Source organism: Vibrio coralliirubri (assembly GCF_024347375.1).
Classification (GTDB): Bacteria; Pseudomonadota; Gammaproteobacteria; order Enterobacterales; family Vibrionaceae; genus Vibrio; species Vibrio coralliirubri.
Genome location: NZ_AP025470.1, coordinates 1738312 through 1763374 on the forward strand (window position 1 = coordinate 1738312; position 25063 = coordinate 1763374).

Here is a 25063-nt window from a genome sequence, read left to right on the forward strand (position 1 = left end):
ATTTCGTGAACCAATCTCTTATTTCTATTAATATTAGTTTTGTTATAAAGGCAGGATATGCCGATACAAGAGCATTTACGGCAAAGGAAAGTCACGGTTGTTGTTAACAAATAAAAGTTACCCCCCTGAAGTGGTTGAGATCTCTAGGAAGGTCTCAATCAACGTTGAAGCTCGCTTTAATCGATGGTTAATCTCACCTGAATATAAGCTTGCACAATCTACAGTAGACACGTTACTAAGTTTAGAAAATAGGTATTGTGATAGCGTCATATTTGATGAATCTGACCGCATATCTCACAACCAACGTATTCTACTACGCTGTGAACAAGATAGAGTTAATGCTCATCGTGAGAAGGTCAACGCGAAGCAACAAACCTTACGATACGTGATCGATGATGTTAGCAATGCAGCTTCGGCTCTAATGCTTGAGAAGCTTCAAGGCACATTAATAAGTTCGCTATTTTCAGACTTACCCGATTACAACCAGTTCGCTAGTGTTGCGTATTCGCCATCTTTAAACTTTTCAAAACTTCACGAAATATCTGCGAAAAGCAGGCCATTGAGCTCTAGCTTAATCGAGTTTGTTTCCAATCAAGAGTTTGCAGATAAATATGGAAAGAAATCTAAGGTAGTTCTTGATCCTAAAGTTGCAGCACGACAGATAGGAATCGAAAATTGTCGTTTATTGTTCCCATTGTTAATGAGTCAGCAGCTGATTAAATGGAATGATGGCAACATTAAACACATCACACCTAAGGTTTGGCAACACTTGGTCGTGACGTCAAATGCGACTCGGATTCGACTTCAAGAAACGTCGGTTAAAGATCCTAACGTAGGAATTTTACTTGGCGTGTTGAGAGTTCTGCCTTTGTTTTTAATTTGTAACCACTTTTCTTCAACGTTTGAAGACGCATTGGTAAAAACGATGCTTGGTTATCGTGAAGCAAGTGACAAACATGACGAATATTATGCTTGTACTGAGGTGATGCCAAACACACAGTTTCTCGAAGCAATGGTCGAGCAGCTAGAGCTTAAACTACTAAAAAATCTCGTTGAATTTATCGATTGGAGCCCGGGAAACCAGTTCATCAAGAGGGCACTTCTAGAGGAAGTGAATGACATTCCAGTACTTGAGCGAACGGTTTATGGTGCAGCTTTGGCTCAAGGTAGAAAATATTCTGTTTTCGAGGCGTTAGATAATAGTGAACTATTTAACGTTAAGCACCGACCTTATTGGTTTTCAACTGTTCAAATGTCTATCGCGACTATTGAGCAGATGCGAGATAAAGGATTGGGAAAGCTTACGGTGAACATGTAATAAAAAGAGAGAGTCGCATTAATGTGGCTCTCTTTTTTGTTGCGCTGTAACTTTATGTGAATATCTGGTTTTGGCGCTAAACAGTAGGATTAAGCTCTACTTAACTGACCACTTCGAAGGTAAACGATTCTTGCTTTGCTATTGCGTGTTTAACAGGGATACCAAGGCGCTGGCAAGTCATCAGAACTTTTAACTTCCTGTCGGCAGGAGCGTGCTCTGACAGAATCACCGAACTTAGGCACTCTCTATTAAGGTAGAGTTTATTTCCGATCATCTCGTCATCAGGTAATACCCAGCGGTATTCCTTTTCATAGCGCCAATTAGAATGCTTAATTTTGAATATCTCAGCTCCCAGTCTTGCTGTTTGTAAACCACTTAGCGATGCCGGGTGGAACATACTAGGTTCGTCTTCATACTGGACTTCAAAACAGTTGAGATTGGCCTCGCCGTTATAGCAGTTGAGATCATACTCGATACACATGCCTTTAAAGTTGTCACCATACTGCGACCATAGTATTGGGTGGTCGCTCGACTGAGAGAAGCACATGATCTTAAAGTTTTCTTGAAGTTCTTTGTTGAATACTTGGTTAGATTCAAAAGGGTTATTAAAAGTTTTAGCGTAATCAAACCACAACGAACACTCGGAAATAGATTGTATGTTTCTGTCGTGGAGCGATCTGAACTTATAAAGTTTAGGCAACATATCAAACACCTAGTTTACAAAATTGCCTGATGTTAACACTTTAATTTAGTTTTAAAGATTGAATGCATAGCATTTGATTGCTTAATCACCAAATTTATTCATATAACTGTTTGATAGATCAAAATTTAAACACGAAATAGTAGCCTGTTAAAGTGGTTTATTTTGCATTAAGGCTAAGCTTTCAGGTTGCAGTTTTAAAGAAAGATACAACGTAACTTTATTTATGGCTGAATTGTCTGGTCAAAGTAGAGAGGTCGAGTAGGGAAATAGGTGATCAAAATTAAAGCCGAGCTTTAAAAGGACGGCTTTAGTAGTATTGAGCCTACGAGTGAAGCAAGTTTAGAAGTGGTACCTTGCACCTAGGTAAGCGGTTTGAGGTGAGACATCGATGGATTCAATTTCAACGTTTGCAAAGCGGTAACCAATATGAATGTCGATATTGTCTGTCACTATCGCACCAAGCTCAGCACCGACTTGGTAGGCCGCTTCAGACTTAGAGTCTGATACTCCAAAAGCTTTCGCTTCCATATCCATAGAGCCAACACCGGCTAATAGAGATACATACAGATCTAAGACGTCACCTTTAACAATAAACTTTGGTTTAATGTTTACGAAGAAAGCTTGGCCTTCAATATCCATTAAGTCGTTATAGTTAACTTTTCCGATTTTTCGGTACTCGGCCTCTAGTCCCAGTTTGACGACATCGTGTGTATTGAATTCGTAGCCCCCAACCAAGTTATAGCTAAAGTCTGATAGATCAGATGAATCTTCAATGGCGCTGCCACGATATTCTAATTCAGTTTCATTATAAAAGCCGATATCAACACCAGCATAAAAATGACCATGCTCTCTAGGTGAGTTTTCGTTTTCACTAGCAAGCGCCTGCGAGCTGATGCCAAAAAAAGCGGTGAATAGCGATAGGGCGATTGTACTGATTTTCATTTAAAGCCTTCTAAGATAATAAGTTATTCAGTTCCAGAATATGTTAACAAACAAAAGATACTCTAACTAATTGAGAACTAGCCTAAACATCTGATTTTTAAGACTTGTTGGTAATAGAAGTGTCATTATCGCAGTTATGAGACAAGGTAAGACAGTCCAGACAGAGGTTAATAGAATTTATGTTGCACTGTAACTTACTATCAGCCACGTCGTTTAGAGAAGTTCGTTTTGGATGGCAACGCAGTTTGGTAACACTGACCGTTGGGCATGAGAAAATCCAAAGTTAGTGGTTTGAAAAAACGAGTACGGATGTTACTGATGGCGTTGATAGTTAATTCAATTTGGTGAAGAACAAGCCAACATAGATAAACAAGACTAGATGATTCGAGAGTTCGCTTGGTCTTTTGGGACCGTTAAATCTAGCGAACAAGAGTAACCAAGTCTTTTCAGTCTATTGGTAGTACGGACAATAGACCGAGAGTTAGTGGAAGTGTTAATAATCTAGGTTCTTTCGGGAAACAAAATCAGCGTAATAGTTTTTAATACTCAACCAGCAGAGACTCTGGACTAACTTTGGAGAGGCATTCGTAATCAGAAGTCTTAATTAAGTTTGAGCCGACATGTGATAAAGCCATCACGATTTAATTCAATTAACGCGGAGTCAAAGCCAGAAAGTAATTAAATAGATAGATTCATGCAGCACTGTACGTAAAATCCGTTAGTAATTGGCTATGAAACCTCTCAGATTTCAATCTCCATCCTGTCAATCCCACTTTAAAATGTCCTCATTTGTCCCAAATAGAAATGTCCCCTTGTTAGGTCTTTCGACTGGAAGCTTTGAATGGTTCGGTGAGGACAGGGTTGATGGCTCGAGGCGCTGTTTGAAGGGCTCTTTGTTGTGCACGGCGCTTGGGGGCTTTCTTACTGCGGGTTCGTTGCTGTTGTTGTTCGAATTCTTCTTGTTGTTGCTGAGCAAATTTTAAAACTTGGCCGAGGCGTTTGTTGTCGACGATTTGGGTTTGTTGAACGTGCTCGAGTTTGTCGAAGGTTTTGAATTCGAGTTTTCGATGCCCGTATTGGATGGCGATTTCACCGTTTGGGTAGTCGAGTATCTTGACATGTTCGTGCGCTAGTCGGCTGTTTTCTTCAGTAGGTTCAATGAGATAAATCACTTTATCGTATTGAAATGTCAGCGACTTTGAGAGCTTGCGGGTTTCTTGCCAACTGAAAATATCGTCGAGTTCTTGCTTGGACTCTCGAACCGGGCGATGCATGTCTTTTGGGTATTGAGCGGGCTTAGCAAAGCGATGGTTAAAATCGGCGATGAAGTAGGGAAGCCAGGCGTTGGCTTGTTCGATGGTGTCGATACCTTGTAAGCGCATCTCTTTAACCAGTCGGTCTTGCAGCGTGAGGTTGGCTCGCTCAACGCGGCCTTTGGCTTGGGAGCTGTTGGCACAGATGAGTTCTATGGCCAGTTCTTTCAGCACGCGCCCGTATTGAGTTTGGCCAACTTGTTTGTGTTTCTCCTGATTCACTCGAAAAATTGAGTGCTTGTCACTGTAAAATGCGATGGGTTTACCGTGCTCATTGAGGTATTCACGCGTGGTCAACATGTAGTCAAATGCGGATTCTGTCTCGCTGAATCTTAGGTTCATCAAACGGCCAGTCGCATCATCAATGAACACCAATAGGCAGCATTTGTCGCTGCGGCCTTCAAACCAGTCATGATGGGAGCCGTCAATTTGGATAAGTTCACCCAAGCAATCACGACGGTAACGAGGCTGATAGACTCGAGGTTTGCGTTGTGAATGTGGAAGCCACAGTCCGTCGGCGATCATCCATTGACGGAGTGTTTCTTTAGAGACGGATAGATTGTGTCGTTCAGTCAGTTTTTCCAGAGCGAACGTTGGTGAGAAGTCAGAGTAATGCTCACGGATAAGTTTCAGTATTTCAATTCTGAAATGTTCTGAGTAGCGTCGATTACTTGGGCGTCCACGCGCTGCGTGTGTAAGACTTTGAGCACCAAGAGAGACCAGTTTGTTCACCAAACGTCGGATATGGCGCGCAGACAGATTCAAAATTATAGCGGCGTCAACTTGGCGTAGTCGTTTTTCACGTACGTCAGTAAGCACCTTGAATCGATGAATATCTTTTTCACTCATAGTAATAAGCATCCGGATAACTCCTAAGCAGACCAATATAGGTAAGCTTAGGAGGACATTTTAAAATGGCTCAAACCGGACATTACTAAATTGCTCTAACAAATTAACTGCGTATTATGGGTCTGAATTATGTTGAGTGGTTTGCTGTGCTTAACTGAATAAGAACGTGGTTGATTAACATGCTCAATGAGGAGGTCGGCTTGTCCGGCCTTTTTGATGCTCGTTAGGAAAATCGTTGTTAGAAGTTAACCCGTAACATAATTTGCACAATGCGTACTTAAGTTGATTTGACATACCAGTATGTCAAAAAATGACATACTCGCCCCGCAGGGATAAGGGGACTCGACTCAGTTCTTGGGTATGGCTCATCTAAATCCCCGAAAAGCAGCGAAGCGTACTTCCCCAATTGAAACCACAAAACACCCCTTCATCTTGCCAGAATGTCTTTTTGGTACAGGGCACTGCCAATCATCGGTTCAATCGATAAATTTTAAACACCTTTTTTGTGTTTCTCTTCTACCATCCGTCAGCCCCGAGCCCGAAGTTCGAGCCGCTCCGCGAGCTCGGGATTCGGGGGTGGGGATGTGTCGAGAGTACACTATCTTTAATAGTGTACTCTTGTTTCATTTTGAAACTTTCCCAACTAACTTCCCGTCCACAAAATCTATCTCTTCTAAGTATTCGTCTATTAGAAAATGGATGATTTCTGACTCTCGTAAGAAGTCGCCTTTCTTCATCGAAAGGGTAAATGCCTTGTCTTTAAGTCGTTGTGCATGGTCAGGCTTCACTCGCACATTTTGTATTAACTTTTTCATCAATTTCATTTTAGTTCGACCGTGTTCATATATCTTATATACATGTAACAAAGAATATAAGTCACTTGTTGACGATTAACATGCTACATGTATACACTCACTGCAAATGTAATTTGTTTAATGTATACATATGATTGATTTGCTCAAAATTTCTATACCGTTTAAGCGTGAATTCTTGTTGGAAACCCAACAGGACTCATCGTCTAACTGCGTGTGTTATGTAGACATTAAAGAATGCTCTAGACGTGGTATTGGTTTAGAAGCAAAGGTTGTTCACTTTACTGGTAGTAAGGTTAAAGACACTTTAGAGGTTGCCGATCTTCGCCATCCTTACCAATCTTTGCCTACGTCTTTTACTGGTTTAGCTTTCAAAATATTTCAAGGAACTAAGCTTCGCGATGCTTGTGTAGAGCTTAAAGCTTCACCTGCAAAAATTATTCAAGGCCATAACGTTTATGGCTCAACAAATATCATGTCTGGTGCAATGGAAATGATGATGGCTCTTTACAACTCATACCCTGAGTTCTACGAAATGCTAGACATCAACAAGACCTTACTTGATGCAATTGATTGCACATATTCTGCAAAAGCTAGAACTGAGCTTCAGGCAAAACAGGTTATCAATCAATTAAAAACAGTCTCGAATAAACAAATGCGTGCGAGTGTTCGCAACGAACATGAAACGACTTGTTACTTTAGCCGTGGTTCGAGACATGTAGACAGAAAAGTGTATTTGAAAGGTGCTGAATTTAATCGTCAACTCAATGGTTTACGCGCACTTCAAGAAAAAGGGGACAAAGCTCATGACCGTGTTATTGACGTTATGAGTGACCCAAAATTAATCAATTACGCACGAAATTTAATTCGATTCGAAGCGGGTGCAAAAAGAAGATACCTAGACGAATTCAACGTGCCGAAAAACTTATTCGAAGCATGCCGCTATCAGGCTGAATACGAGAAAGATGGAAATAGTTTAATCGCTGACATATGGAAACGGGCATTCTCCCCATTACTGGAGGCTCTAGAGGGGCAAAAGATGAATATATTTAATGACGAAGAAATTTATTTAAAACTTAAAGCTGAATTTTTCACAACAACGCCAAAAGGTAACATTTCTTACTCTAAGGCAGATAGGCTATTTCGATTTTATCGTTCTATCGTTTCTGATGGTTTTGATTCTGTTAAGGGCTTTGTTGCGTAATTAAATTTAGAGATAGAGCCAACCCGTTTCGCTTGTTTCTTAGTCAATACGACAAGTTTCAGGCATACCTAACCCAGTAAGCTTGTTCAACGCTTTTATCATCGCGTAAGTTTCACCCACCTGGGCATTGTAATTTCTTAAGCTCAGTTTCCCTCCTAGCAACTGTTTAACTCGATACATCGCTGTTTCTGAGAGTGAACGTTTGTGGTATCCATACCGCTCTTTCCAATACTTATTTGAGTCGTATAATTTCTGGCAACCCACGGCGAAATTTCGAGGGTGACCACGCTCCCAGAAGGCAGCCCCTTCTCTTGGGGGAATAAGCGCAATAGCTCCCTTAATCTTAATAGCAGCGTGACACGCTCTCGTGTCGTAAGCGCCATCACCAGACACCTCAAGGATACTTCGGCGTGTTTGTTTCAGTAAGTTCGGGAGTACTTCTCCATCTGTAACCGTCGATAAACTTAGCTCGGCGGCAATGATCTCATGAGTGTTGGTATCGACTGCAATATGCAGCTTTCGCCAGACTCTACGCTTGCCATCCGTCCCATGTTTTTTGACTTTCCATTCACCTTCGCCATAAACCTTAAGGCCAGTAGCATCAATGGCTAGGTGCTGTATCGCTCCTCTCGTTTTAGTCTTAAATGAAACCTCAACTTGCTTGGCTCTACGACTGATGCAGGTGTAATGCGGACAACTTAACGGTACATGGGCTAACCTAAATATCGAGTCGATAAATCCTTGCAGCGCTCTCAATGGCATAGAAAAAACTCGTTTGACCATGAGTGCTGTCGTGATAGCTAAATCACTGAACCGACGCGGCCTACCGCGCTTATTCTGTTTGCTTTGCGCCCATCCGCTTATTGCTTCTTCATCAATCCAAAAAGTCAGAGAACCACGGTTAATGAGTGATCGGTTGTATTGCTTCCAGTTGGTTGTTTTATAACGAGGCTTAGGCATAGGACTACGAGATAGAGTGGAGGTAGCTGATCAGATCGTAGGTTCTTGATTTAGTTCCATTGAATTACGCAACAAAGCCTCTGTTAAGTCAACGTTTACTTCTAGAGCTACGTTCTCTAGACATTTAAACGATCTTCTAGTCATTGGTTTCTCTAAGGCTCAACTTCAACAAATGCAGGGTAATAACTTAGATAACGTAGTTCCATTACTTCAAGTTATAGAAATAGATTTTAGTCAGCAACGACCATCTGACTGGGTAGAGCCAATTGGCAACATTACTAAAATGTATGGTCTCGAAAATAACGTAATTAACTTAGTAGCTTAGGAATAAGAAATGAATAATACAAACGGTTTGATAATTGAAATTTTTAAAGAAAATGAATTAGTTGATTCTCGCGTAATCCCTGCAAAGGGCGACCGTGGGGCAATGACTCTCTATAGTCAAATTGCTTATGCACATTTAGGCGGTAAATTCCCTGTTGAAATGTCTTTATCTTTAGAAGAGGGACAACCTGCACATTCTGTTGGTAAATATTACGTTCATTCATCTTCTTTCAAAGTGGGTAATTATGGTCGTTTAGAATTTGACCGTAAGATTACTCTTATTCCAGTTTCTTAAAATTTGAGCCCCAACTATGGATTTAGAATTTATTTATAACTATTTCTTAGGCACTTTGCTTGCTGCCTTATTTGTTGGGGCTCTACTTTATTGGTGGTCTTATTAACATGGAAACTTTATTACCACCTGAGACTATCTATGTAGCTTTAGCTTATGTCATTTTATTTGCTCAGGGTTTTAGCTCGAATGTATAGCATTGAAATTATTTTACACATAGTCAGCGGGGGGTTTCTTTGTTGGCTAACAGGTCTAGGGGCGGGTATTTCCGTTCGTTATTTAAGAAATATTGTTATTTCTGCAAGTTCAAACTAAACACGGAGAAAGTATATGTTTGATAAAGTAAAAGCTGCGATTTCTAATAATCGTAAAATGGTAACTGTTGCTGTAACTGGTGCGGTTGCTACTGTTTCAACTTCTGCTAACGCTGCATTGGATCAAGCTGTTGTTGATTCCATTGTATCGGGTGTTACCTCGGATGCGGGTATCGCTATCGCGGCAGGTTTTGCAATTCTTGCGGTCGTTCTTGGTGGTCGTGTTGGTTTCGGTTTGGTCAAAAACTTCATCTCTGCGGGTGCAAGTTAATCCCCAATCGCAACTCATTAGGCGGGCTTCGGTTCGCCTTTTTTTTGATCAAAATTCAAGGATGACATTTTATGAAGCTTTTTTTTAAACGCCTCTCTGTTTATTGGCTTTGCTTCTTTGTTTGTTATTTGCCGTATCGTCAAGTTCAAGCTGCATTGCCGTTAGCTGCTGTCGTTCTTGATGTTGTGGCGGGTTCTGCTTTGGCCGTTGCTGCCGACACCATAATCACTAAGGCTATTTGTGGTAAAAAACCTTGGGGTGCTAATGATCCCGTTTTTGCTTGTAATGCCAAGACTCCAAAATCTAGTTGGACTTCAAAGGCTAAAAAGTCGATGCCTTGGTTAGCTCTTTTTGCTGCGATTGGTTATGGCCTTAACAGTTCTGGCAATATTTCAAAAATTGAAATGAACAATTGTTCTGTTTATCGTTCGTCTACTAATGTTGGTTCTTATCCCTCTTTTGATGAATGTTATTCTAAGGCTCAAGCTCTTGTTGCACAGAAAGTATCTGAACTTGATTCAGTTAATACAAACTATTATCACAAACCTATTGCAACGCCTACAGAGGGGGATAACGGTCGAGATTACAAACATCTTTACTATAAAGTTCAGGCATATAATAAAGAAACTAATTTACCTCAAGGTGTTAAAGATGCGGCTCGAATTACTTACCATGATAGTAATAAAGTTGAGCCAGTAACTGATGATTTATTTTTCGAAGATTTTTGGAAAACTTCGCCTGACGTACCCGCTGAAACTTGGCTTCCAGAGTCAACGCCTGAAACACCTAGTCCAGTTCATCCAGACCCTAATTGGTTTCCTAATTCTGACCCTGTAACAACGCCTTATACGCCTTCGCCTAGTTACCCTCAAACGCTGCCTGATTCACATCCTGATAAACGTCCGACTTCTGACCCTAAACCTGATTATGGTGATTTTCCTTTCGATTTGCCGGGCTCTTGGCCTAGTGATTGGCCGGAGCCGGGTAGTGTTCCTGTTTCACCGGGTGATTTCCCTCTTGAATGGCCTTTGCCGGGTTCAACTCCATTATCTGACCCATCGACTGACCCTGACAAACCAACTGACCCTGATATTCCTGTCGACCCGTCCCCGTTGCCTAATCCGCTTCCGGTTATCGGTCCATTAACTCGAACTGAGTTTGAACAGGTTCAAGCTAAAAACTTTAGTGAGGCTACGACTAACTTGCCTGACCCGAATTTTCAAAAGCATGAGGACGAAATTACCAAGGCAATGAATGATTTTATTGCTGATAGCGTTGATGTTGATGTCCCTGAGTTTGGGTTCAATCCGTTCGGTTATTTCTCTTATGGTGGCGGTAGCTGCATTGCATTCAGCTTTAACCTTTCGATTGGTGGTAAGACTAAAAACGTTACCTTTGATTCTCATTGTCCACCGTTTGAGGACTATGTTAGGCCAACGCTCGAATGGTCACTTTACCTATCAACCGGACTTTATCTCTACATGATGTTTACTCGAACAGTTAGGAGCTTGTAATGGGTGCTTTATTTGCAAAAATTGGTTCTTGGCTCACTGGCCTGATTGGTTTTCAGGTCTTCAATGCCACAAATCGCTATGTCTTTTTAGGCATCTTGATTGCAATGTTTTTAGCTTTATACGTTGCTTTCATGGCTTCGGTTGCTGCGGTTTTTTCGTTCTCACCAATTCAACCAGGGGGGAATGTTGCTGCGGGTCTTGCGTTGCTACCAGGTAACATCGGTCAATGTATGTCAGCCGTTGCTGCGGGTCATGTTGTGGCTCATGTTTTCATGATGAAAATGAAGATTGTTAAACTATCTTCTAAGGCGGCTTAATGTCTTGTTACTTTGTTTATGGAACTCTTGGTGCGGGTAAGGGCATATTCCTAGCGCGTAAGATGAAAGAATATTTAGCTCGTGGTTCTCGTGTTGCTACGAACGTAGACCTATTCCCTGAGAATCTTAGTCCTAATACTGAGGCTTCTATTTCTCGGGTGCCGTCCATTTTTCGTTTGGAAGATTTGGAGCAACTAGGCCGTGGATGTCCAGAGGAAGAAAAAACCCAACTTGGTGGCTTGTTCCTTGATGAAGGTGCAATGTGGTTAAACTCTCGTGATTGGAATGCTAAAGGTCGAAAGCAATTAATCGATAAACTTATAATGATTCGAAAGTTGGGTTGGGATATTTTTATCGCAGTACAAGACCCTGAATCAACAGACAAGCAAGCTCTTGGTGCATTAGGCGAAAACTTTATTTGTTGCTCCCGTTTGGATCATTTCCGTATTCCCATTATTTCTGATTTGGTTGATTTTTATCAGTTAGTCAAAACTAAGGGTAGGGAACAGAGAAAGAATATATTACCTCATGTTAACCGCGCTCAATGGCGCAGGGGTAAATCTAAGCAGGGCAATCCTTCATATTTTAAGGAGACTTATAAACCAAAGGATTATTTTGGAACTTATGATACTAACCAAATTTTTGAAGTTGATAGTGATTATATTGATGGTCGTGTAATTGATATGCGCGCTCCATTTTCTTATATATCAGGTAAGACACTTAAATCATGGTATTCAAAAGAATCTGTTTCTGAACCTAAAAAGAAAAAATCTAAGTTTCCTTGGGGTAGTCTGTCGCTTTGTTTTTTGTTTGGTGGTCTTTCTGCATTTGCATATTCAATGACTGTTTCTGACACTAAATCAAAACCTCTCAGCTCCGTTCCTGAGCATGTTGCACAAACAACGGCTTCTAATTCTCAACTTGTTGCGCCAGTTATTCCAGATTATCTCGATGGTGTTTATATTTCCGGTTACGTCATGAGCCGTAAAGATGGTGTTATAAATTATGATTATGCAATTCACGACAAGTCACATCGTTCATTTGATGTATTCCATTATGGTTTAACTGTTACGCCAGCTGCTCCATGTGTTGCTTGGTTAACTACTTATGACAATGTAACAATCAAGATTACTTGTAAGATTGCGCCACCAAGCGCAAAACCCGAAACGGACGGAAGTGTATTAGATGACTTTAGTTTATCTTCGGTAGCAAGTTCTACAATTGAAGCTATGTAATGAAATCCAAAATTCGCAACTTAAACCAACATCGTAAGGATTATGTTTACGACCCTAAGCCGTTTAGAAAATCTAATCAGGCCAAGCCACTTAGCAGAACGGTTTGGTTTGTTTTTGGTTTTTCTACAGCTTGGGTTTATCTAACGTATTTATAAGGAGTTTTTAGTGATTGATTATTACTATGGTATCTGTGTTTCTTTTGCTTTTTTAGGTGCATTGTTCTTTTTCATTAAGGAATCCTATGTCAATCCCACTTTAAAATGTCCTCATTTGTCCCAAATAGAAATGTCCCCTTGTTAGGTCTTTCGACTGGAAGCTTTGAATGGTTCGGTGAGGACAGGGTTGATGGCTCGAGGCGCTGTTTGAAGGGCTCTTTGTTGTGCACGGCGCTTGGGGGCTTTCTTACTGCGGGTTCGTTGCTGTTGTTGTTCGAATTCTTCTTGTTGTTGCTGAGCAAATTTTAAAACTTGGCCGAGGCGTTTGTTGTCGACGATTTGGGTTTGTTGAACGTGCTCGAGTTTGTCGAAGGTTTTGAATTCGAGTTTTCGATGCCCGTATTGGATGGCGATTTCACCGTTTGGGTAGTCGAGTATCTTGACATGTTCGTGCGCTAGTCGGCTGTTTTCTTCAGTAGGTTCAATGAGATAAATCACTTTATCGTATTGAAATGTCAGCGACTTTGAGAGCTTGCGGGTTTCTTGCCAACTGAAAATATCGTCGAGTTCTTGCTTGGACTCTCGAACCGGGCGATGCATGTCTTTTGGGTATTGAGCGGGCTTAGCAAAGCGATGGTTAAAATCGGCGATGAAGTAGGGAAGCCAGGCGTTGGCTTGTTCGATGGTGTCGATACCTTGTAAGCGCATCTCTTTAACCAGTCGGTCTTGCAGCGTGAGGTTGGCTCGCTCAACGCGGCCTTTGGCTTGGGAGCTGTTGGCACAGATGAGTTCTATGGCCAGTTCTTTCAGCACGCGCCCGTATTGAGTTTGGCCAACTTGTTTGTGTTTCTCCTGATTCACTCGAAAAATTGAGTGCTTGTCACTGTAAAATGCGATGGGTTTACCGTGCTCATTGAGGTATTCACGCGTGGTCAACATGTAGTCAAATGCGGATTCTGTCTCGCTGAATCTTAGGTTCATCAAACGGCCAGTCGCATCATCAATGAACACCAATAGGCAGCATTTGTCGCTGCGGCCTTCAAACCAGTCATGATGGGAGCCGTCAATTTGGATAAGTTCACCCAAGCAATCACGACGGTAACGAGGCTGATAGACTCGAGGTTTGCGTTGTGAATGTGGAAGCCACAGTCCGTCGGCGATCATCCATTGACGGAGTGTTTCTTTAGAGACGGATAGATTGTGTCGTTCAGTCAGTTTTTCCAGAGCGAACGTTGGTGAGAAGTCAGAGTAATGCTCACGGATAAGTTTCAGTATTTCAATTCTGAAATGTTCTGAGTAGCGTCGATTACTTGGGCGTCCACGCGCTGCGTGTGTAAGACTTTGAGCACCAAGAGAGACCAGTTTGTTCACCAAACGTCGGATATGGCGCGCAGACAGATTCAAAATTATAGCGGCGTCAACTTGGCGTAGTCGTTTTTCACGTACGTCAGTAAGCACCTTGAATCGATGAATATCTTTTTCACTCATAGTAATAAGCATCCGGATAACTCCTAAGCAGACCAATATAGGTAAGCTTAGGAGGACATTTTAAAATGGCTCAAACCGGACATTACTAAATTGCTCTAACATCCTAAGTGCGTATTATGTATATTATGTTAAATTAAACTTGGTGTTTATAAGACAGGTATCTTTGTGTGATGCCCTGCCTCTTGTTTATCTACCAAATCGACGTTCTATTTAACAGTAAGGCTATTTACCATAAAATATCTAATAAACATATTTCCTAATCTTCGATTAAGAATACGTTTATTAGACTTCAAGCATTAATCGATCAATTGCTTCTGTGATCTCTTTAGTTCTTACTGGCTTGGTCACGAAATCATTCATGCCGACATCTAAGCACGAACATTTGTCTTCTACTGATGTGTGTGCTGTTAGCGCAACGATTGGTGTTTTGATGTTTGCGTCTCTCATGTATTTGGTTGTGGTTAATCCATCCATGACCGGCATCGACACATCCATTAAGATAATGTCTATCGAGTCATTGGCTCTTTCCACAAAACCAATAGCTTCCTCACCGTTGCTTGCGATGAAAACTTCGTGGCCTTGTCGCGTTAGGATTAATTTGATCACCATTTGATTGGTTGGATTGTCTTCGACAACTAACACTGAATAACGGCTTCTTAACTCTCGTGAAGATTCATCTTCGTTGTTGGCCTGATTATTCGTCACTCTAGTAAGCACTGGCAGCTGTACTTCGAATTTGGAGCCTTTTCCTGGTTCACTTTCAACCGATATGCGCCCGCGCATCAGCTCAACCAGTCTTTTAGTGATAGCCAAGCCTAAACCTGTGCCACCAAATCTACGTGTGATTGTGCTATCAGCTTGCACAAATGGACTGAACAGCGACGAAAGTTGTTGCGAGCTAATGCCAATCCCTGTGTCTTCCACCGTTATATAGAAAGAGCTCTGCTGGTACTTGATAGAAACATGGACATGCCCATGCTCAGTAAACTTAATAGCATTACCAATCAGATTAAATAGGATCTGTGCTAACCGGCTTGGGTCGATGTAATGCAGTTCACCCTCAGGGATATCGCTGGTTAATGTTAGCGCCAAACCTTTATCGTCTGCTGTCTTCTTTTGTTCAGATAATACAAAAGTTACAGTGTCTCTTACGTTGCTCCATTGAGGAGCCAACGAGAAACATCCAGATTCAATCTTAGAAAAATCCAATACGTCACTGATAATTGCCAACAAAAGCTCAGATGATGTGCTCATATTAAGCAGTATAGACTGTTGCTCTTCGTTCAATGATGTGGATTTTAGGGTGTCTATTAGGCCAATGATGGCATTTAGCGGAGTTCTTAATTCATGACTCATCATCGCCAGGAATTCAGACTTGGCCTTGTTGGCTCTTTCTGCGTCTTTTCTTGCTGTGACAAGCTCTGCTGTACGTTCTCGAACGGTTGCTTCAAGCTTTTCTTTGTTCTCAATATCGAAAACAGCACGCTCTATCAACGGTCGGAAACGGTTTAGTGTGGCCTTGGTTTCAATACTAAAGTGCTTGGTATTTGAGTGGATAAATATGATGACGGATTGTGTTAGTCCGCTATCTATACCCGTAATAAGAACGGAGTTGATTTGGTCGAGAACAATGGGATGCAGAGAGTTGAATTCCCCAAGAGACTTGGGTTCGAAAAGGATGGCGCATTCACCATTGATGACTCGCGATAGCTTGCCACAATCGCTCCAATTCATCTGTTCGAAGACTTTGTTATTGCTTAGCAGGGTTTTGAAACTGCCTTCATTCCCTACCCTTGATACCACGATAAAGTCGTCAAACTTAATGTATTTTTTGAGCACGAACTCAAGGCTGGAGAATATCTCAGATATGTTACTTGCCTTACTGATCGCAGAGATGGTTGATAAGATCACCCTGTTCTCTTCAGCCAGTTTTCGCTCACGGGCTTTTAGTTTTTGCAGTTCAATACGTGCTTCTTGCAGCGCTTCTTGACCTTCAGAACCCATTACTTTTTCAACCTATAAAACGTTGCAGACGATACCATTAAATTCCCGTGTGCATTCTCACCACCAGAGAGTCTTCCTTGTTCACCAAACGTAAATGGACATATGTACGGAAGCCCATTAAGTGCTTGATTTATTTGGTCACAAACCTCATCCATATCTTGTTTAAGATTGAGCATTGGACCGGCACAAAAGATATTGATCGCCCCGAGTTTCTCTTCAAGATCCATGTCGTTGTAGTATGAGGAGTGAATGATATTCGCGGCGCGGCTAATCAACTGCTGCTTAGAACCTTGCATCAAGTAGATGGTGTCACCTTCACTGATGTCTGTGAATAGCTCAATTCCATTACACTCAGTCTCTCTGATTGAATGAGACAATTTGAAATATGGGTAATCGTATGAAGAGCCGACTTTCCTGCCTAGTGGATAGACAGAAGATTTTTCGAATATATAGCCATCATCACTGCCACCTAAGTGGAAATTAGTCCATTCGTTGTAAACGGTGACGGCTGGCCTATGGTCTATCTCCAATAATATTCGGTTTCTGACTTTGGTCACGGTGCCTGAATAGCGCGTAGGTGTATGACCGGCGCTGAAAGAGGAATAGATGGACTGAGACGCAAACACCACCGTTAAAGACACACCATTTATAGACAGCGACTCTTCGGTGAAGATACTCCAGTTTCCTGAAACCTGATTGTCTGCAGCACTGCCACCAATAATTGGCACTTCAGTACCAAATTTCTTATCGATAGCCGCCATCACCTTTTCTTCGTTACCCGGTGTGGAATGCAACAAGATAAGATCAGGGATTTCACCTTCTCGGTTGGCGTTCTTGAGTGCTTTGTCTATCGCGCTGAAGGTACTGCGGTCTATGGAGTCACTGAAATGTTCGATTCCCGTACCATAGGCGTTGATCCCCGAGTCATAAATAATGAGAACGCCAATGACTGGGCCAGAATGAAAACCAGTTTCGGTCATAATGCCGTGACAAGTGGTACAGCCATGTATGGGAGTGTTCGGGAGAGCATCTACGAAATATCTCTGCACAGCGAGTGTCGAATACTCTTCTGTGCAGTAGCAAATAAGACAAGCAATATCGTCAGGGTTTTCCACCCCACTGAGCAACTCATCTACTGCGATTTTATCATCTAGGGAGTAAGAGACTTTTGATAGAAATTTCATAGATTCTGGGTAACTTTATTAATGCTCTCTTTATAACACTTTAATGCATTGTGTTTCACTGATTTGGTATATATTTCTATCAAAAGACCCGAGGCGTGCCCCAGTTTTATCTCTGTTACTCTTTGGACAAGTTTACAGAAAACGTGCTCACCTGTTGTGGAAATGTAACCGTTATTGAGGAGGTCTTATCATTAGTTTGTAACAGCCAATTTGATGGCCCTTTTTCTTCCAGAATTCCGCTTTCATTATAGCTAATGATAAATTTGCCAGTTTTAGATGTTTCGATCGAATACCCTAGGTTATCGCCCGAAATTAAAACATTATGATTATCAATACCAAATTCACAAGGTTTTGAAACTATACAGTTTACTGTTTCGTTATTATCGTATGTTACTGTTCTCCAAGTAAATGCAGCTATTAAAATAACCAACATGACGATAATTTGAACAAGCCTGCCTTTTGTTAGCTTTTGTGCCGCCATTATAATCTTTACTCCTTGTTACAAAGTTCAAAGTTTTTAAATAAAAATCCAATTCCAGACCAAGCGTAAGGTTACTACTCTGTCATTGATTTGTTAATTCAAGTATAGTGTCGCGTTGAAAATGCCACTTTTTTTTAAAATCAGCAAGTGGAAATAAAGCCCTGAATAGGCTGAATTTCCTTTTCTAATTTGGGTGGCATTACGACGTGAGTCGTGTTGGAAGTAAAGTGTAGTAAATAAGAAATTGGAAGCATGCAAATGAGCCAAGAAAAGCAGCTTGAACAAAACTACAACTATACGGTCGTCCGTCAATTTACCCTAGTTACAATTTTGTGGGGTATTGTCGGTATGGGCGTTGGTGTTTTGATTGCCGCTCAATTAGTTTGGCCACAGCTAAACTTTGATACGCCGTGGTTGACGTACAGTCGTTTACGTCCCCTGCATACTAATGCGGTTATTTTTGCGTTCGGTACAAGTGCGCTGTTTGCAACATCATATTATGTTGTACAACGTACCTGTCAGACGCGTCTCTTTGGTGGCCCTCTCGTAGCCTTTACCTTTTGGGGTTGGCAAGCGATTATCCTGTCCGCTGCAATTACTTTACCGTTAGGTTTAACCTCGGGTAAAGAATACGCAGAACTTGAATGGCCAATCGATATTGCTATTACTCTTGTGTGGGTAGCTTATGCGGTCGTGTTCTTCGGAACCATGATTAAACGTAAGACATCGCACATTTACGTAGCAAACTGGTTCTTCGGAGCCTTCATCATCACGGTTGCCGTGTTGCACATCGTTAACAGCCTTGCTGTTCCTGTATCTGCGTTTAAATCGTACTCGATTTATTCCGGAGCGATCGATGCAATGGTGCAATGGTGGTACGGACACAATGCGGTAGGCTTCCTATTGACAGCTGGTTTCCTAGGTATGATGTACTACTTCGTTCCTAAACAAGCTGGTCGCCCTGTTTACTCTTACCGTTTGTCGATTGTTCACTTCTGGGCTCTCGTGTCTCTGTATATCTGGGCTGGTCCTCACCACCTACACTACACTGCACTTCCTGACTGGACTCAATCTCTAGGTATGGTTATGTCTTTGGTTCTGTTTGCTCCATCTTGGGGTGGCATGATCAACGGTATTATGACTCTATCTGGTGCGTGGCATAAGCTTCGCTACGACCCAATCCTACGTTTCCTAATCGTTTCTCTATCATTCTACGGCATGTCGACTTTCGAAGGCCCAATGATGGCAATCAAAACGGTTAACGCACTATCTCACTACACGGACTGGACTATCGGTCACGTTCACTCTGGTGCGTTAGGTTGGGTTGCAATGGTTTCTATCGGTTCGGTTTACCACTTAGTTCCTAAACTATTTGGTCAAGAGCGTATGTACTCTGTGTCTCTAATCAATGTTCACTTCTGGTTGGCAACGATTGGTACGGTTTTCTACATTGTTGCAATGTGGATCTCTGGCGTGATGCAAGGTCTGATGTGGCGTGCAGTTAACTCTGACGGTACATTAACTTACAGCTTCGTTGAATCTGTAGAAGCGTCTTACCCGTTCTACTTTGTACGTTTCTTAGGTGGTTTCATCTTCCTATCTGGTATGTTCTTAATGGCATACAACACGTACAAAACTGTTTCTGCACCTAAAGATAGCCTTAAAGCTATCCCTCAACCGGCTTAAGGAGATTTAGAATGAGCTCAAATTCAAATAATCGCCATGAGTTGGTAGAGAAGAACGTTGGCCTACTAGCGATTCTGATCGTTATTGCTATCAGTTTTGGTGCTTTAGTAGAAATTACCCCACTTATTTTCCAAAAGCAGACTACTGAACCTGTAGAAAATCTACGTGTTTACTCTGCTCTGGAAATGGAAGGTCGTGATATCTACATTCGCGAAGGTTGTAACGTATGTCACAGCCAAATGATTCGTCCTTTCCGCTCTGAAACTGAACGTTACGGTCACTACTCTGTAGCTGGCGAAAGTGTTTGGGAACACCCATTCCTATGGGGTTCTAAGCGTACTGGTCCTGACCTAGCGCGTGTTGGTGATCGTTACTCTGATGAGTGGCACCGTGTTCACCTTATCGACCCTCGTGAACTTGTTCCTGAATCAAACATGCCTGGTTTCCCATGGCTTGCTGAGAATGTACTTGATGGCAAATTGACTAAACAGAAGCTTGAAATCTTCCGTAATCAATTTGGTGTTCCTTACACAGACGAACAAATTGCTAACGCTAAACAAGATGTTGAAGGAAAAACAGAGATGGATGCAATCATCGCTTACCTTCAATCGCTTGGCCACGCAATGAAATAAGGAATAATTATGGACATTATTACATTTCAAAGTGTTTGGACTGTTACTGTTTTTGCTTGTTTCATCGGCATCGTTTGGTGGGCTTTCGGTAAAAATCGTAAGTCGCGCTTCGACGAAGATGCAAACCTAGTGTTCGCTGATGAAGCACCTGCGAAAGATAAAAATCAAGGAGTGACGAAGTAATGAGTACATTCTGGAGTATTTGGGTAACAGTAATCACAATCGGTACATTGATTGGCTGTGCAGCCTTACTTCGTTGGTGTTCCAACGATAAAACAGGTGTAGAAGAAGGTCAGGATATGGGCCATGAATACGATGGTATTCGTGAGCTTAATAACCCGCTACCTAAATGGTGGACATACCTTTTCGTTAGCACAATTGTGTTTGCAGCTGTTTATCTAGCTCTATACCCAGGCCTTGGCAACTTTAAAGGTCTACTAGGTTGGACGAGTTCAAACCAAACAGTTCGTAGCGTAGAAGAGTCTCGCTCTGCAATCGCTGCTGCGCAAGCAAACAAACAGTTAGACGCATACGCGAAAGAGCTTGATGATGCAGACACCTACTTTGGTGAAGCATTCAGAAAGCTAGCTCACGACGAAAATGGTCTACGTTCTGTCCCTGACATTGCATCAGATGCTGATGCAATCAAAGTGGGCCAACGTTTGTTCCTACAAAACTGTTCTCAGTGTCACGGCTCTGATGCACGTGGTCAGAAAGGTTTCCCGAACCTAACTGATGACGCATGGCTATATGGTGGTGAACCACAAGCTATCGTTACTACCATCATGCATGGTCGTGTCGGTCAAATGCCAGGTTGGAAAGACGCTCTTGGCGAAGAAGGCGTAAAAGAAGTAGTTAGCTACACGCTTAGCCTTTCAGGTCGTAGCGTAAACGCTCGTGAAGCAGAAGCTGGTAAAGCTCGCTTTGTAGTGTGTGCAGCGTGTCACGGTACTGATGGTAAGGGTAACCCTGCTGTTGGCGCACCTGACTTGACTGACCGTGACTGGCTATTCGGCGATTCTCGCGCTGATGTGACGGAAACAGTCATGTACGGACGTTCTGGTGTAATGCCGGCTTGGAAGGACATCCTCGGTGAGGATAAGGTTCAGCTCGTCTCTGCCTACGTCTGGAGCCTCAGCAACTCAGATAAAGAGTAACATAATAATAACAGCCCCTTCTTAAGGGGCTGTCTTTCTTTTACAGTTATAACCTTAAGTGTTTGTAAAAATTAGTTTTATTTCATTGTATATATTGAGAATAATAATATGGAACAACCTTGGTATAAGCAGTTTTGGCCGTGGTTTTTGATCTTCCTAACCGTTGGCGTTTCTATGCTAACATTGGTTCGAGTCGCGATACTTACCAACCATTCAGTTAACGTTGTCACTGAAGATTACTATAAAAAAGGTAAAGGTATTAATGTCGACATTTCGAAAGTAAATGTTGCTAAAGAGCTTGGCCTATCAGCTTCAGTTAGCGAGAAAGGTAACTCAGTTATCATTACCCTAGACAAAGGCAAGCTAGACCACTTCCCTGCTATTAGCGCAATGTTCGTGCACCGAACGCTGCCTGACCGTGACTTTACTCAGCTACTGACCGCTGATGCGAGAGGCAACTACACGTTGACTCTGGACCATGAAATGCAAGGTCCATGGTTTATCGAGCTTTCTCCGCATAATTCTGAATGGTTAGTGCAAGGTCGCATGAACTTCCCTATTGATACTCCTACTCAACTAACGAACTAAAGCTTATGTGTGAATCCTGTTATCACTGCGGTGAAGATGTACCAGCGGAAACGGATTTTAAAGTAGAAATCTTAGGATCGGTGCGACTTATGTGTTGTCCGGGTTGCGAAACCGTAGCCCAGACAATCGTTGATAGCGGTTTGGTCTCTTACTACCAATATCGTACCGCTCCAGCTGAAAAAGCAGATCTAGTGCCAGAGCAACTTCTGGCACTCAGTCATTACGACAACGAAGATGTTCAATTGGAGTTCGTCCGTAACTCTGAAAACACCTCTGAAGTGACATTGTCACTAGAAGGTGTCTCTTGCGCTGCTTGTGCGTGGCTTATTGAGAAGCAAGTCTCTTCAAAGTTAGGGGTTGTGAGTATTCGTGTTAATACCACGACTAACCGCGCCCTGCTCAGTTGGGACAACACTCAGACAAAACTGAGCGAGCTGTTGTCTGCAATCCATACCTTAGGCTACAAAGCCGCACCATTCGAAGCTGATCAACAAGAAGCCGCCTATCATCGTTCGATGAAGAATTATCTCTATCGTCTTGGTATTGCTGGTTTAGCAACCATGCAGGTCATGATGCTGGCTGTGGCGCTTTATCTTGAAGTCTTTGGTAACCTTGAGCCCGAATTCAAAAGTTACTTCCGTTGGGTGAGCTTAATCTTCGCAACACCGGTTCTGCTCTACTCTGCATTGCCTTTCTATATCAATGCGTGGCGTAGCCTCAAAGGTCGAACATTGGGTATGGATGTACCTGTATCGATTGCTCTGTTGTTTGCCTACGTTGCAAGTTTGGTCGCAACGGTGACAGAGAAAGGTGAAGTATTCTTCGAATCCATCTCGATGTTTACCTTCTTCTTACTGCTTGGTCGTTTCCTTGAAATGCGAGCTCGTCGTAAAGCAGCAGCCGCTAGTGGTAACCTGCTTAAGCTCGTTCCTGCTATGGCAACAACGTTAGATGGCGAACAAGTTCCGGTAAAAACCTTAAAAGTTGGCGACCAAATTCGCGTTCTTCCGGGTGAACACATTCCTGCCGATGGCAAAGTATTATCTGGCAGAGTCCATATAGATGAATCGATGCTGACTGGCGAATCTATCCATGTGGTCAAAAACGAAGGCGACACCGTCTTCGCCGGTACATTGAATGGTGATGAATCGTTTGAATTGGAAGTGATGACGTCAAAAGCGGATTCGGTTATTTCCAATATCGTTCGCCTGCAAGACGAAGCGCAATTGTCTAAACCTCGCATCGCAGAAATTGCTGATGTTGTGGCGCGATACTTTGTTGCGGTGATCTTAATCATCTCATTCGGGACTTGGGTTTACTGGCACCAAACACGACCAGAAGACGCTTTCTGGATCATGCTTTCGGTATTGGTCGCAACGTGTCCTTGTGCTCTGTCACTGGCAACACCGACGGCGATTACCTGTTCCACTTCTCGCATGGGTAACTTCGGTATTTTGCTGCGCAAAGGCCACGTATTCGAAACCTTGTGCAAAGTGAATCACTTGATCATCGATAAAACAGGCACATTGACTGAGGGTGATATTCGTATCAGCCAAGTTGAAACCTTCGCTGAACTTGATAAAGACACTTGTCTCAAAGTAGCGGCGAGCCTGGAACAACACGCTAACCACCCTATCGCTAAAGCGTTCAAGACTCATATTTCAGATGATATCGAAGTAGAGTCTGTCAATAACGTAATTGGTTCAGGCATCACTGGTGAGTGGAACGGCCAAGAAGTTGCGATTGGTAGTAGCGAATTCATTCTAGGTGAAGCTCAACCATCGGAAAGCAACGGCATTTACTTGTCGATGGCGGGTCGTCATATCGCGACATTTACTTATGAAGATCCCATTCGTAAAGAAAGCATTGAGTTTATTAAGCAATTTAAAGAAGCGGGAATCAAAACGACTCTGCTGACTGGCGACTCTTTGATCAATGCGAAGCCTGTTGCTGAAGAGATCGGGATTACTGATATTGTTGCTAACGCGAAACCTGAAGATAAACTTGCTTACCTGAACTCTCGAGATGCAAGTGATATTACCATGATGGTTGGCGATGGTATTAACGATGCCCCTATTCTTGCGGGTGCTCACCTTTCCGTTGCTATGGGCGGCGGTACCGATGTGGCGAAAGCCTCTGCAGATATGGTGTTATTGGGTGATAAGCTCGATAGATTACTTAAGTCGCGTACTTTGGCATTAAAAACGCGTAAGATAATCCGTGAAAACCTAGCTTGGTCATTAGGATATAACCTACTGATCCTTCCATTGGCCGTAGCGGGTTTGGTTGCTCCATACATTGCCGTTGTGGGCATGTCTGCCAGCTCTATTATTGTTGTGTCAAACTCGTTAAGGCTTTTAAAAGAGCAAGGTAAATAATGGAAAGTTTATACATCCTGATCCCCATTGCGATTGTACTGGTGTGCATTGCTGTTGGTATTTTTCTATGGGCGGTGAAGAGCGAACAGTTTGAAGACCTAGAACGTCAAGGTCACAACATTCTGTTTGATGAAGACGAAAAGGCTCACAACCATTCTGATAGCAAACCTGTCAAGAATGAGAAAGCTAACAGCGAAAGCCAAACTAACGTAGACAAAAAGAACGATGACGCCTGATTGGATCGGAGCCTTTGTTGTTGGATTGATCGGCGCAGGCCACTGCATGGGAATGTGTGGTGGTATTGCGTCGCTTCTTTCGATTGGCAACAGTAAACCTTCCCCTGTTATTCCCCTGCTTTATAACCTAGGACGCTTGCTAAGCTATGCCGTGATTGGTGGTGTGATTGGCGGTGCAATCTCTTCGATAGGTCAGCTAAGCGATTTTAACGCTCTGCTGGGTTGGCTGCGATTATTTGCTGCTGGCTTCATGATCGTCTTAGGTTTGTATATCGGTAAATGGTGGTTCGGCTTGTTGTTCTTTGAAAAAGTCGGACAGAAGCTATGGCGCTATATTTCTCCTTTAGGTAAATCATTTCTACCATTGAAGCACCCTAGTCACGCTTTACCGTTTGGCTTTATTTGGGGTTGGCTGCCATGCGGCTTGGTTTACTCTATGCTTACGTGGGCAGCCGTATCAGGAAGTTGGTACAACGGAGCCGGTATCATGCTTGCTTTCGGTTTAGGTACGCTTCCGGCAATGCTCACCGTTGGTATGGGCGCTAATTTCCTCAAAAAACTGCAACAAGCTGACTTATTTCGCCAATTAGGCGCAATTTTAATCCTCCTTTACGGTTTCTATACCGGATATATGGCATTGCAGCTCATTATTTATACCGTATAGGCAATCTTTAAATCCGGTTTTTTTACTACCCAACTGGATAAA

The 25063-nt window shown here is 42.5% G+C and carries 23 protein-coding genes and 2 pseudogenes; 16 read left to right on the plus strand and 9 right to left on the minus strand.

What is annotated here, in order from left to right; genetic code table 11:
* The first annotated feature begins 97 nt into the window (after positions 1-97).
* A complete protein-coding gene (locus OCV20_RS07795) occupies positions 98-1318 on the plus strand; it encodes a hypothetical protein (RefSeq protein WP_086775757.1) in 1221 nt (406 codons plus the stop codon).
* 100 nt (positions 1319-1418) lie between these two features.
* On the opposite strand, the gene OCV20_RS07800 is transcribed toward OCV20_RS07795, so the two are convergent.
* The 4 genes from OCV20_RS07800 to OCV20_RS07815 all read right to left on the minus strand — a co-directional run bounded on the left by OCV20_RS07800 (position 1419) and on the right by OCV20_RS07815 (position 5940).
* On the minus strand, positions 1419-2021 hold the full coding sequence (locus tag OCV20_RS07800; RefSeq protein ID WP_050621311.1) for a DUF2971 domain-containing protein: 603 nt from the start codon (positions 2019-2021) through the stop codon (positions 1419-1421).
* 339 nt (positions 2022-2360) lie between these two features.
* Positions 2361-2963, minus strand: a complete 603-nt coding sequence (locus tag OCV20_RS07805; RefSeq protein WP_048615960.1) for a porin family protein — start codon at positions 2961-2963, stop codon at positions 2361-2363.
* 815 nt (positions 2964-3778) lie between these two features.
* Positions 3779-5125 (minus strand): ISNCY family transposase, encoded by a 1347-nt coding sequence (locus OCV20_RS07810; RefSeq protein WP_108721727.1) that lies wholly within the window; start codon positions 5123-5125, stop codon positions 3779-3781.
* Positions 5126-5748: 623 nt separating this feature from the next.
* On the minus strand, positions 5749-5940 hold the full coding sequence (locus tag OCV20_RS07815; protein WP_238382913.1) for a hypothetical protein: 192 nt from the start codon (positions 5938-5940) through the stop codon (positions 5749-5751).
* 130 nt (positions 5941-6070) lie between these two features.
* Here OCV20_RS07815 and OCV20_RS07820 point away from each other — a divergent pair.
* Positions 6071-7123 (plus strand): annotated as a pseudogene (locus tag OCV20_RS07820) (phage/plasmid replication protein, II/X family); the annotation flags it as partial.
* A gap of 57 nt (positions 7124-7180) precedes the next feature.
* Here OCV20_RS07820 and OCV20_RS07825 read toward each other — a convergent pair.
* Positions 7181-8101 carry an IS5 family transposase gene (locus OCV20_RS07825; RefSeq protein WP_086773621.1) on the minus strand — a complete coding sequence of 307 codons (921 nt, stop codon included), beginning with the start codon at positions 8099-8101 and terminating at the stop codon, positions 7181-7183.
* 79 nt (positions 8102-8180) lie between these two features.
* Between OCV20_RS07825 and OCV20_RS07830 the strand changes: the two are divergent.
* The 6 genes and pseudogenes from OCV20_RS07830 to OCV20_RS07855 all read left to right on the plus strand — a co-directional run.
* A pseudogene (locus tag OCV20_RS07830) lies at positions 8181-8426 on the plus strand (phage/plasmid replication protein, II/X family); the annotation flags it as partial.
* Between the two features lie 9 nt (positions 8427-8435).
* The gene (locus tag OCV20_RS07835) at positions 8436-8720 is read left to right on the plus strand and encodes a single-stranded DNA-binding protein (protein WP_086775974.1); all 285 of its coding nucleotides are present in this window, start codon (positions 8436-8438) and stop codon (positions 8718-8720) included.
* Between the two features lie 327 nt (positions 8721-9047).
* Positions 9048-9302, plus strand: a complete 255-nt coding sequence (locus OCV20_RS07840; RefSeq protein WP_238382980.1) for a hypothetical protein — start codon at positions 9048-9050, stop codon at positions 9300-9302.
* A 71-nt stretch (positions 9303-9373) separates the two neighbouring features.
* Positions 9374-10816, plus strand: a complete 1443-nt coding sequence (locus OCV20_RS07845) for a chromosomal replication initiator protein DnaA (protein WP_086775973.1) — start codon at positions 9374-9376, stop codon at positions 10814-10816.
* Positions 10816-11133 carry a DUF5455 family protein gene (locus OCV20_RS07850; protein ID WP_086775972.1) on the plus strand — a complete coding sequence of 106 codons (318 nt, stop codon included), beginning with the start codon at positions 10816-10818 and terminating at the stop codon, positions 11131-11133. The genes OCV20_RS07845 and OCV20_RS07850 overlap by 1 nt, the downstream gene beginning before the upstream one ends.
* Positions 11134-11195: 62 nt before the next feature.
* A complete protein-coding gene (locus OCV20_RS07855; protein ID WP_238382979.1) occupies positions 11196-12368 on the plus strand; it encodes a zonular occludens toxin domain-containing protein in 1173 nt (390 codons plus the stop codon).
* A 296-nt stretch (positions 12369-12664) separates the two neighbouring features.
* On the opposite strand, the gene OCV20_RS07860 is transcribed toward OCV20_RS07855, so the two are convergent.
* The 4 genes from OCV20_RS07860 to OCV20_RS07875 all read right to left on the minus strand — a co-directional run bounded on the left by OCV20_RS07860 (position 12665) and on the right by OCV20_RS07875 (position 17680).
* Complete coding sequence (locus tag OCV20_RS07860) at positions 12665-14011, minus strand: ISNCY family transposase (protein WP_108721727.1); 1347 nt, start codon at positions 14009-14011, stop codon at positions 12665-12667.
* A 282-nt stretch (positions 14012-14293) separates the two neighbouring features.
* Entirely contained in the window at positions 14294-16015 is a 1722-nt protein-coding gene (locus OCV20_RS07865; protein WP_086774431.1) for an ATP-binding protein, read from the minus strand.
* Positions 16015-17199: an FIST signal transduction protein gene (locus tag OCV20_RS07870; RefSeq protein WP_050621314.1), complete on the minus strand. Its 1185-nt coding sequence runs from the start codon at positions 17197-17199 to the stop codon at positions 16015-16017. Before OCV20_RS07870 ends, OCV20_RS07865 begins: the two co-directional genes overlap by 1 nt.
* A 115-nt stretch (positions 17200-17314) precedes the next feature.
* Complete coding sequence (locus tag OCV20_RS07875; RefSeq protein WP_048610975.1) at positions 17315-17680, minus strand: hypothetical protein; 366 nt, start codon at positions 17678-17680, stop codon at positions 17315-17317.
* Positions 17681-17932: 252 nt separating this feature from the next.
* On the opposite strand from OCV20_RS07875, the gene ccoN reads away from it, so the two are divergent.
* The 8 genes from ccoN to OCV20_RS07915 all read left to right on the plus strand — a co-directional run bounded on the left by ccoN (position 17933) and on the right by OCV20_RS07915 (position 25021).
* Positions 17933-19366, plus strand: coding sequence for a cytochrome-c oxidase, cbb3-type subunit I (gene ccoN, locus OCV20_RS07880; RefSeq protein WP_009846707.1), 1434 nt, complete (start codon positions 17933-17935; stop codon positions 19364-19366).
* Positions 19367-19377: 11 nt separating this feature from the next.
* Positions 19378-19998 (plus strand): cytochrome-c oxidase, cbb3-type subunit II, encoded by a 621-nt coding sequence (gene ccoO / locus OCV20_RS07885; RefSeq protein WP_017059643.1) that lies wholly within the window; start codon positions 19378-19380, stop codon positions 19996-19998.
* 9 nt (positions 19999-20007) lie between these two features.
* Complete coding sequence (locus OCV20_RS07890; RefSeq protein WP_004733679.1) at positions 20008-20181, plus strand: CcoQ/FixQ family Cbb3-type cytochrome c oxidase assembly chaperone; 174 nt, start codon at positions 20008-20010, stop codon at positions 20179-20181.
* Positions 20181-21155: a cytochrome-c oxidase, cbb3-type subunit III gene (gene ccoP, locus OCV20_RS07895; RefSeq protein WP_017063857.1), complete on the plus strand. Its 975-nt coding sequence runs from the start codon at positions 20181-20183 to the stop codon at positions 21153-21155. The genes OCV20_RS07890 and ccoP overlap by 1 nt, the downstream gene beginning before the upstream one ends.
* Positions 21156-21263: 108 nt before the next feature.
* Positions 21264-21743, plus strand: coding sequence for a FixH family protein (locus OCV20_RS07900; RefSeq protein ID WP_086774432.1), 480 nt, complete (start codon positions 21264-21266; stop codon positions 21741-21743).
* A gap of 5 nt (positions 21744-21748) precedes the next feature.
* The gene (locus OCV20_RS07905) at positions 21749-24121 is read left to right on the plus strand and encodes a heavy metal translocating P-type ATPase (protein WP_086774433.1); all 2373 of its coding nucleotides are present in this window, start codon (positions 21749-21751) and stop codon (positions 24119-24121) included.
* Positions 24121-24357 carry a cbb3-type cytochrome oxidase assembly protein CcoS gene (gene ccoS / locus OCV20_RS07910; protein ID WP_017059639.1) on the plus strand — a complete coding sequence of 79 codons (237 nt, stop codon included), beginning with the start codon at positions 24121-24123 and terminating at the stop codon, positions 24355-24357. Before OCV20_RS07905 ends, ccoS begins: the two co-directional genes overlap by 1 nt.
* Positions 24347-25021 carry a sulfite exporter TauE/SafE family protein gene (locus OCV20_RS07915; RefSeq protein ID WP_017059638.1) on the plus strand — a complete coding sequence of 225 codons (675 nt, stop codon included), beginning with the start codon at positions 24347-24349 and terminating at the stop codon, positions 25019-25021. The genes ccoS and OCV20_RS07915 overlap by 11 nt, the downstream gene beginning before the upstream one ends.
* The last annotated feature ends 42 nt before the right edge of the window (positions 25022-25063 follow it).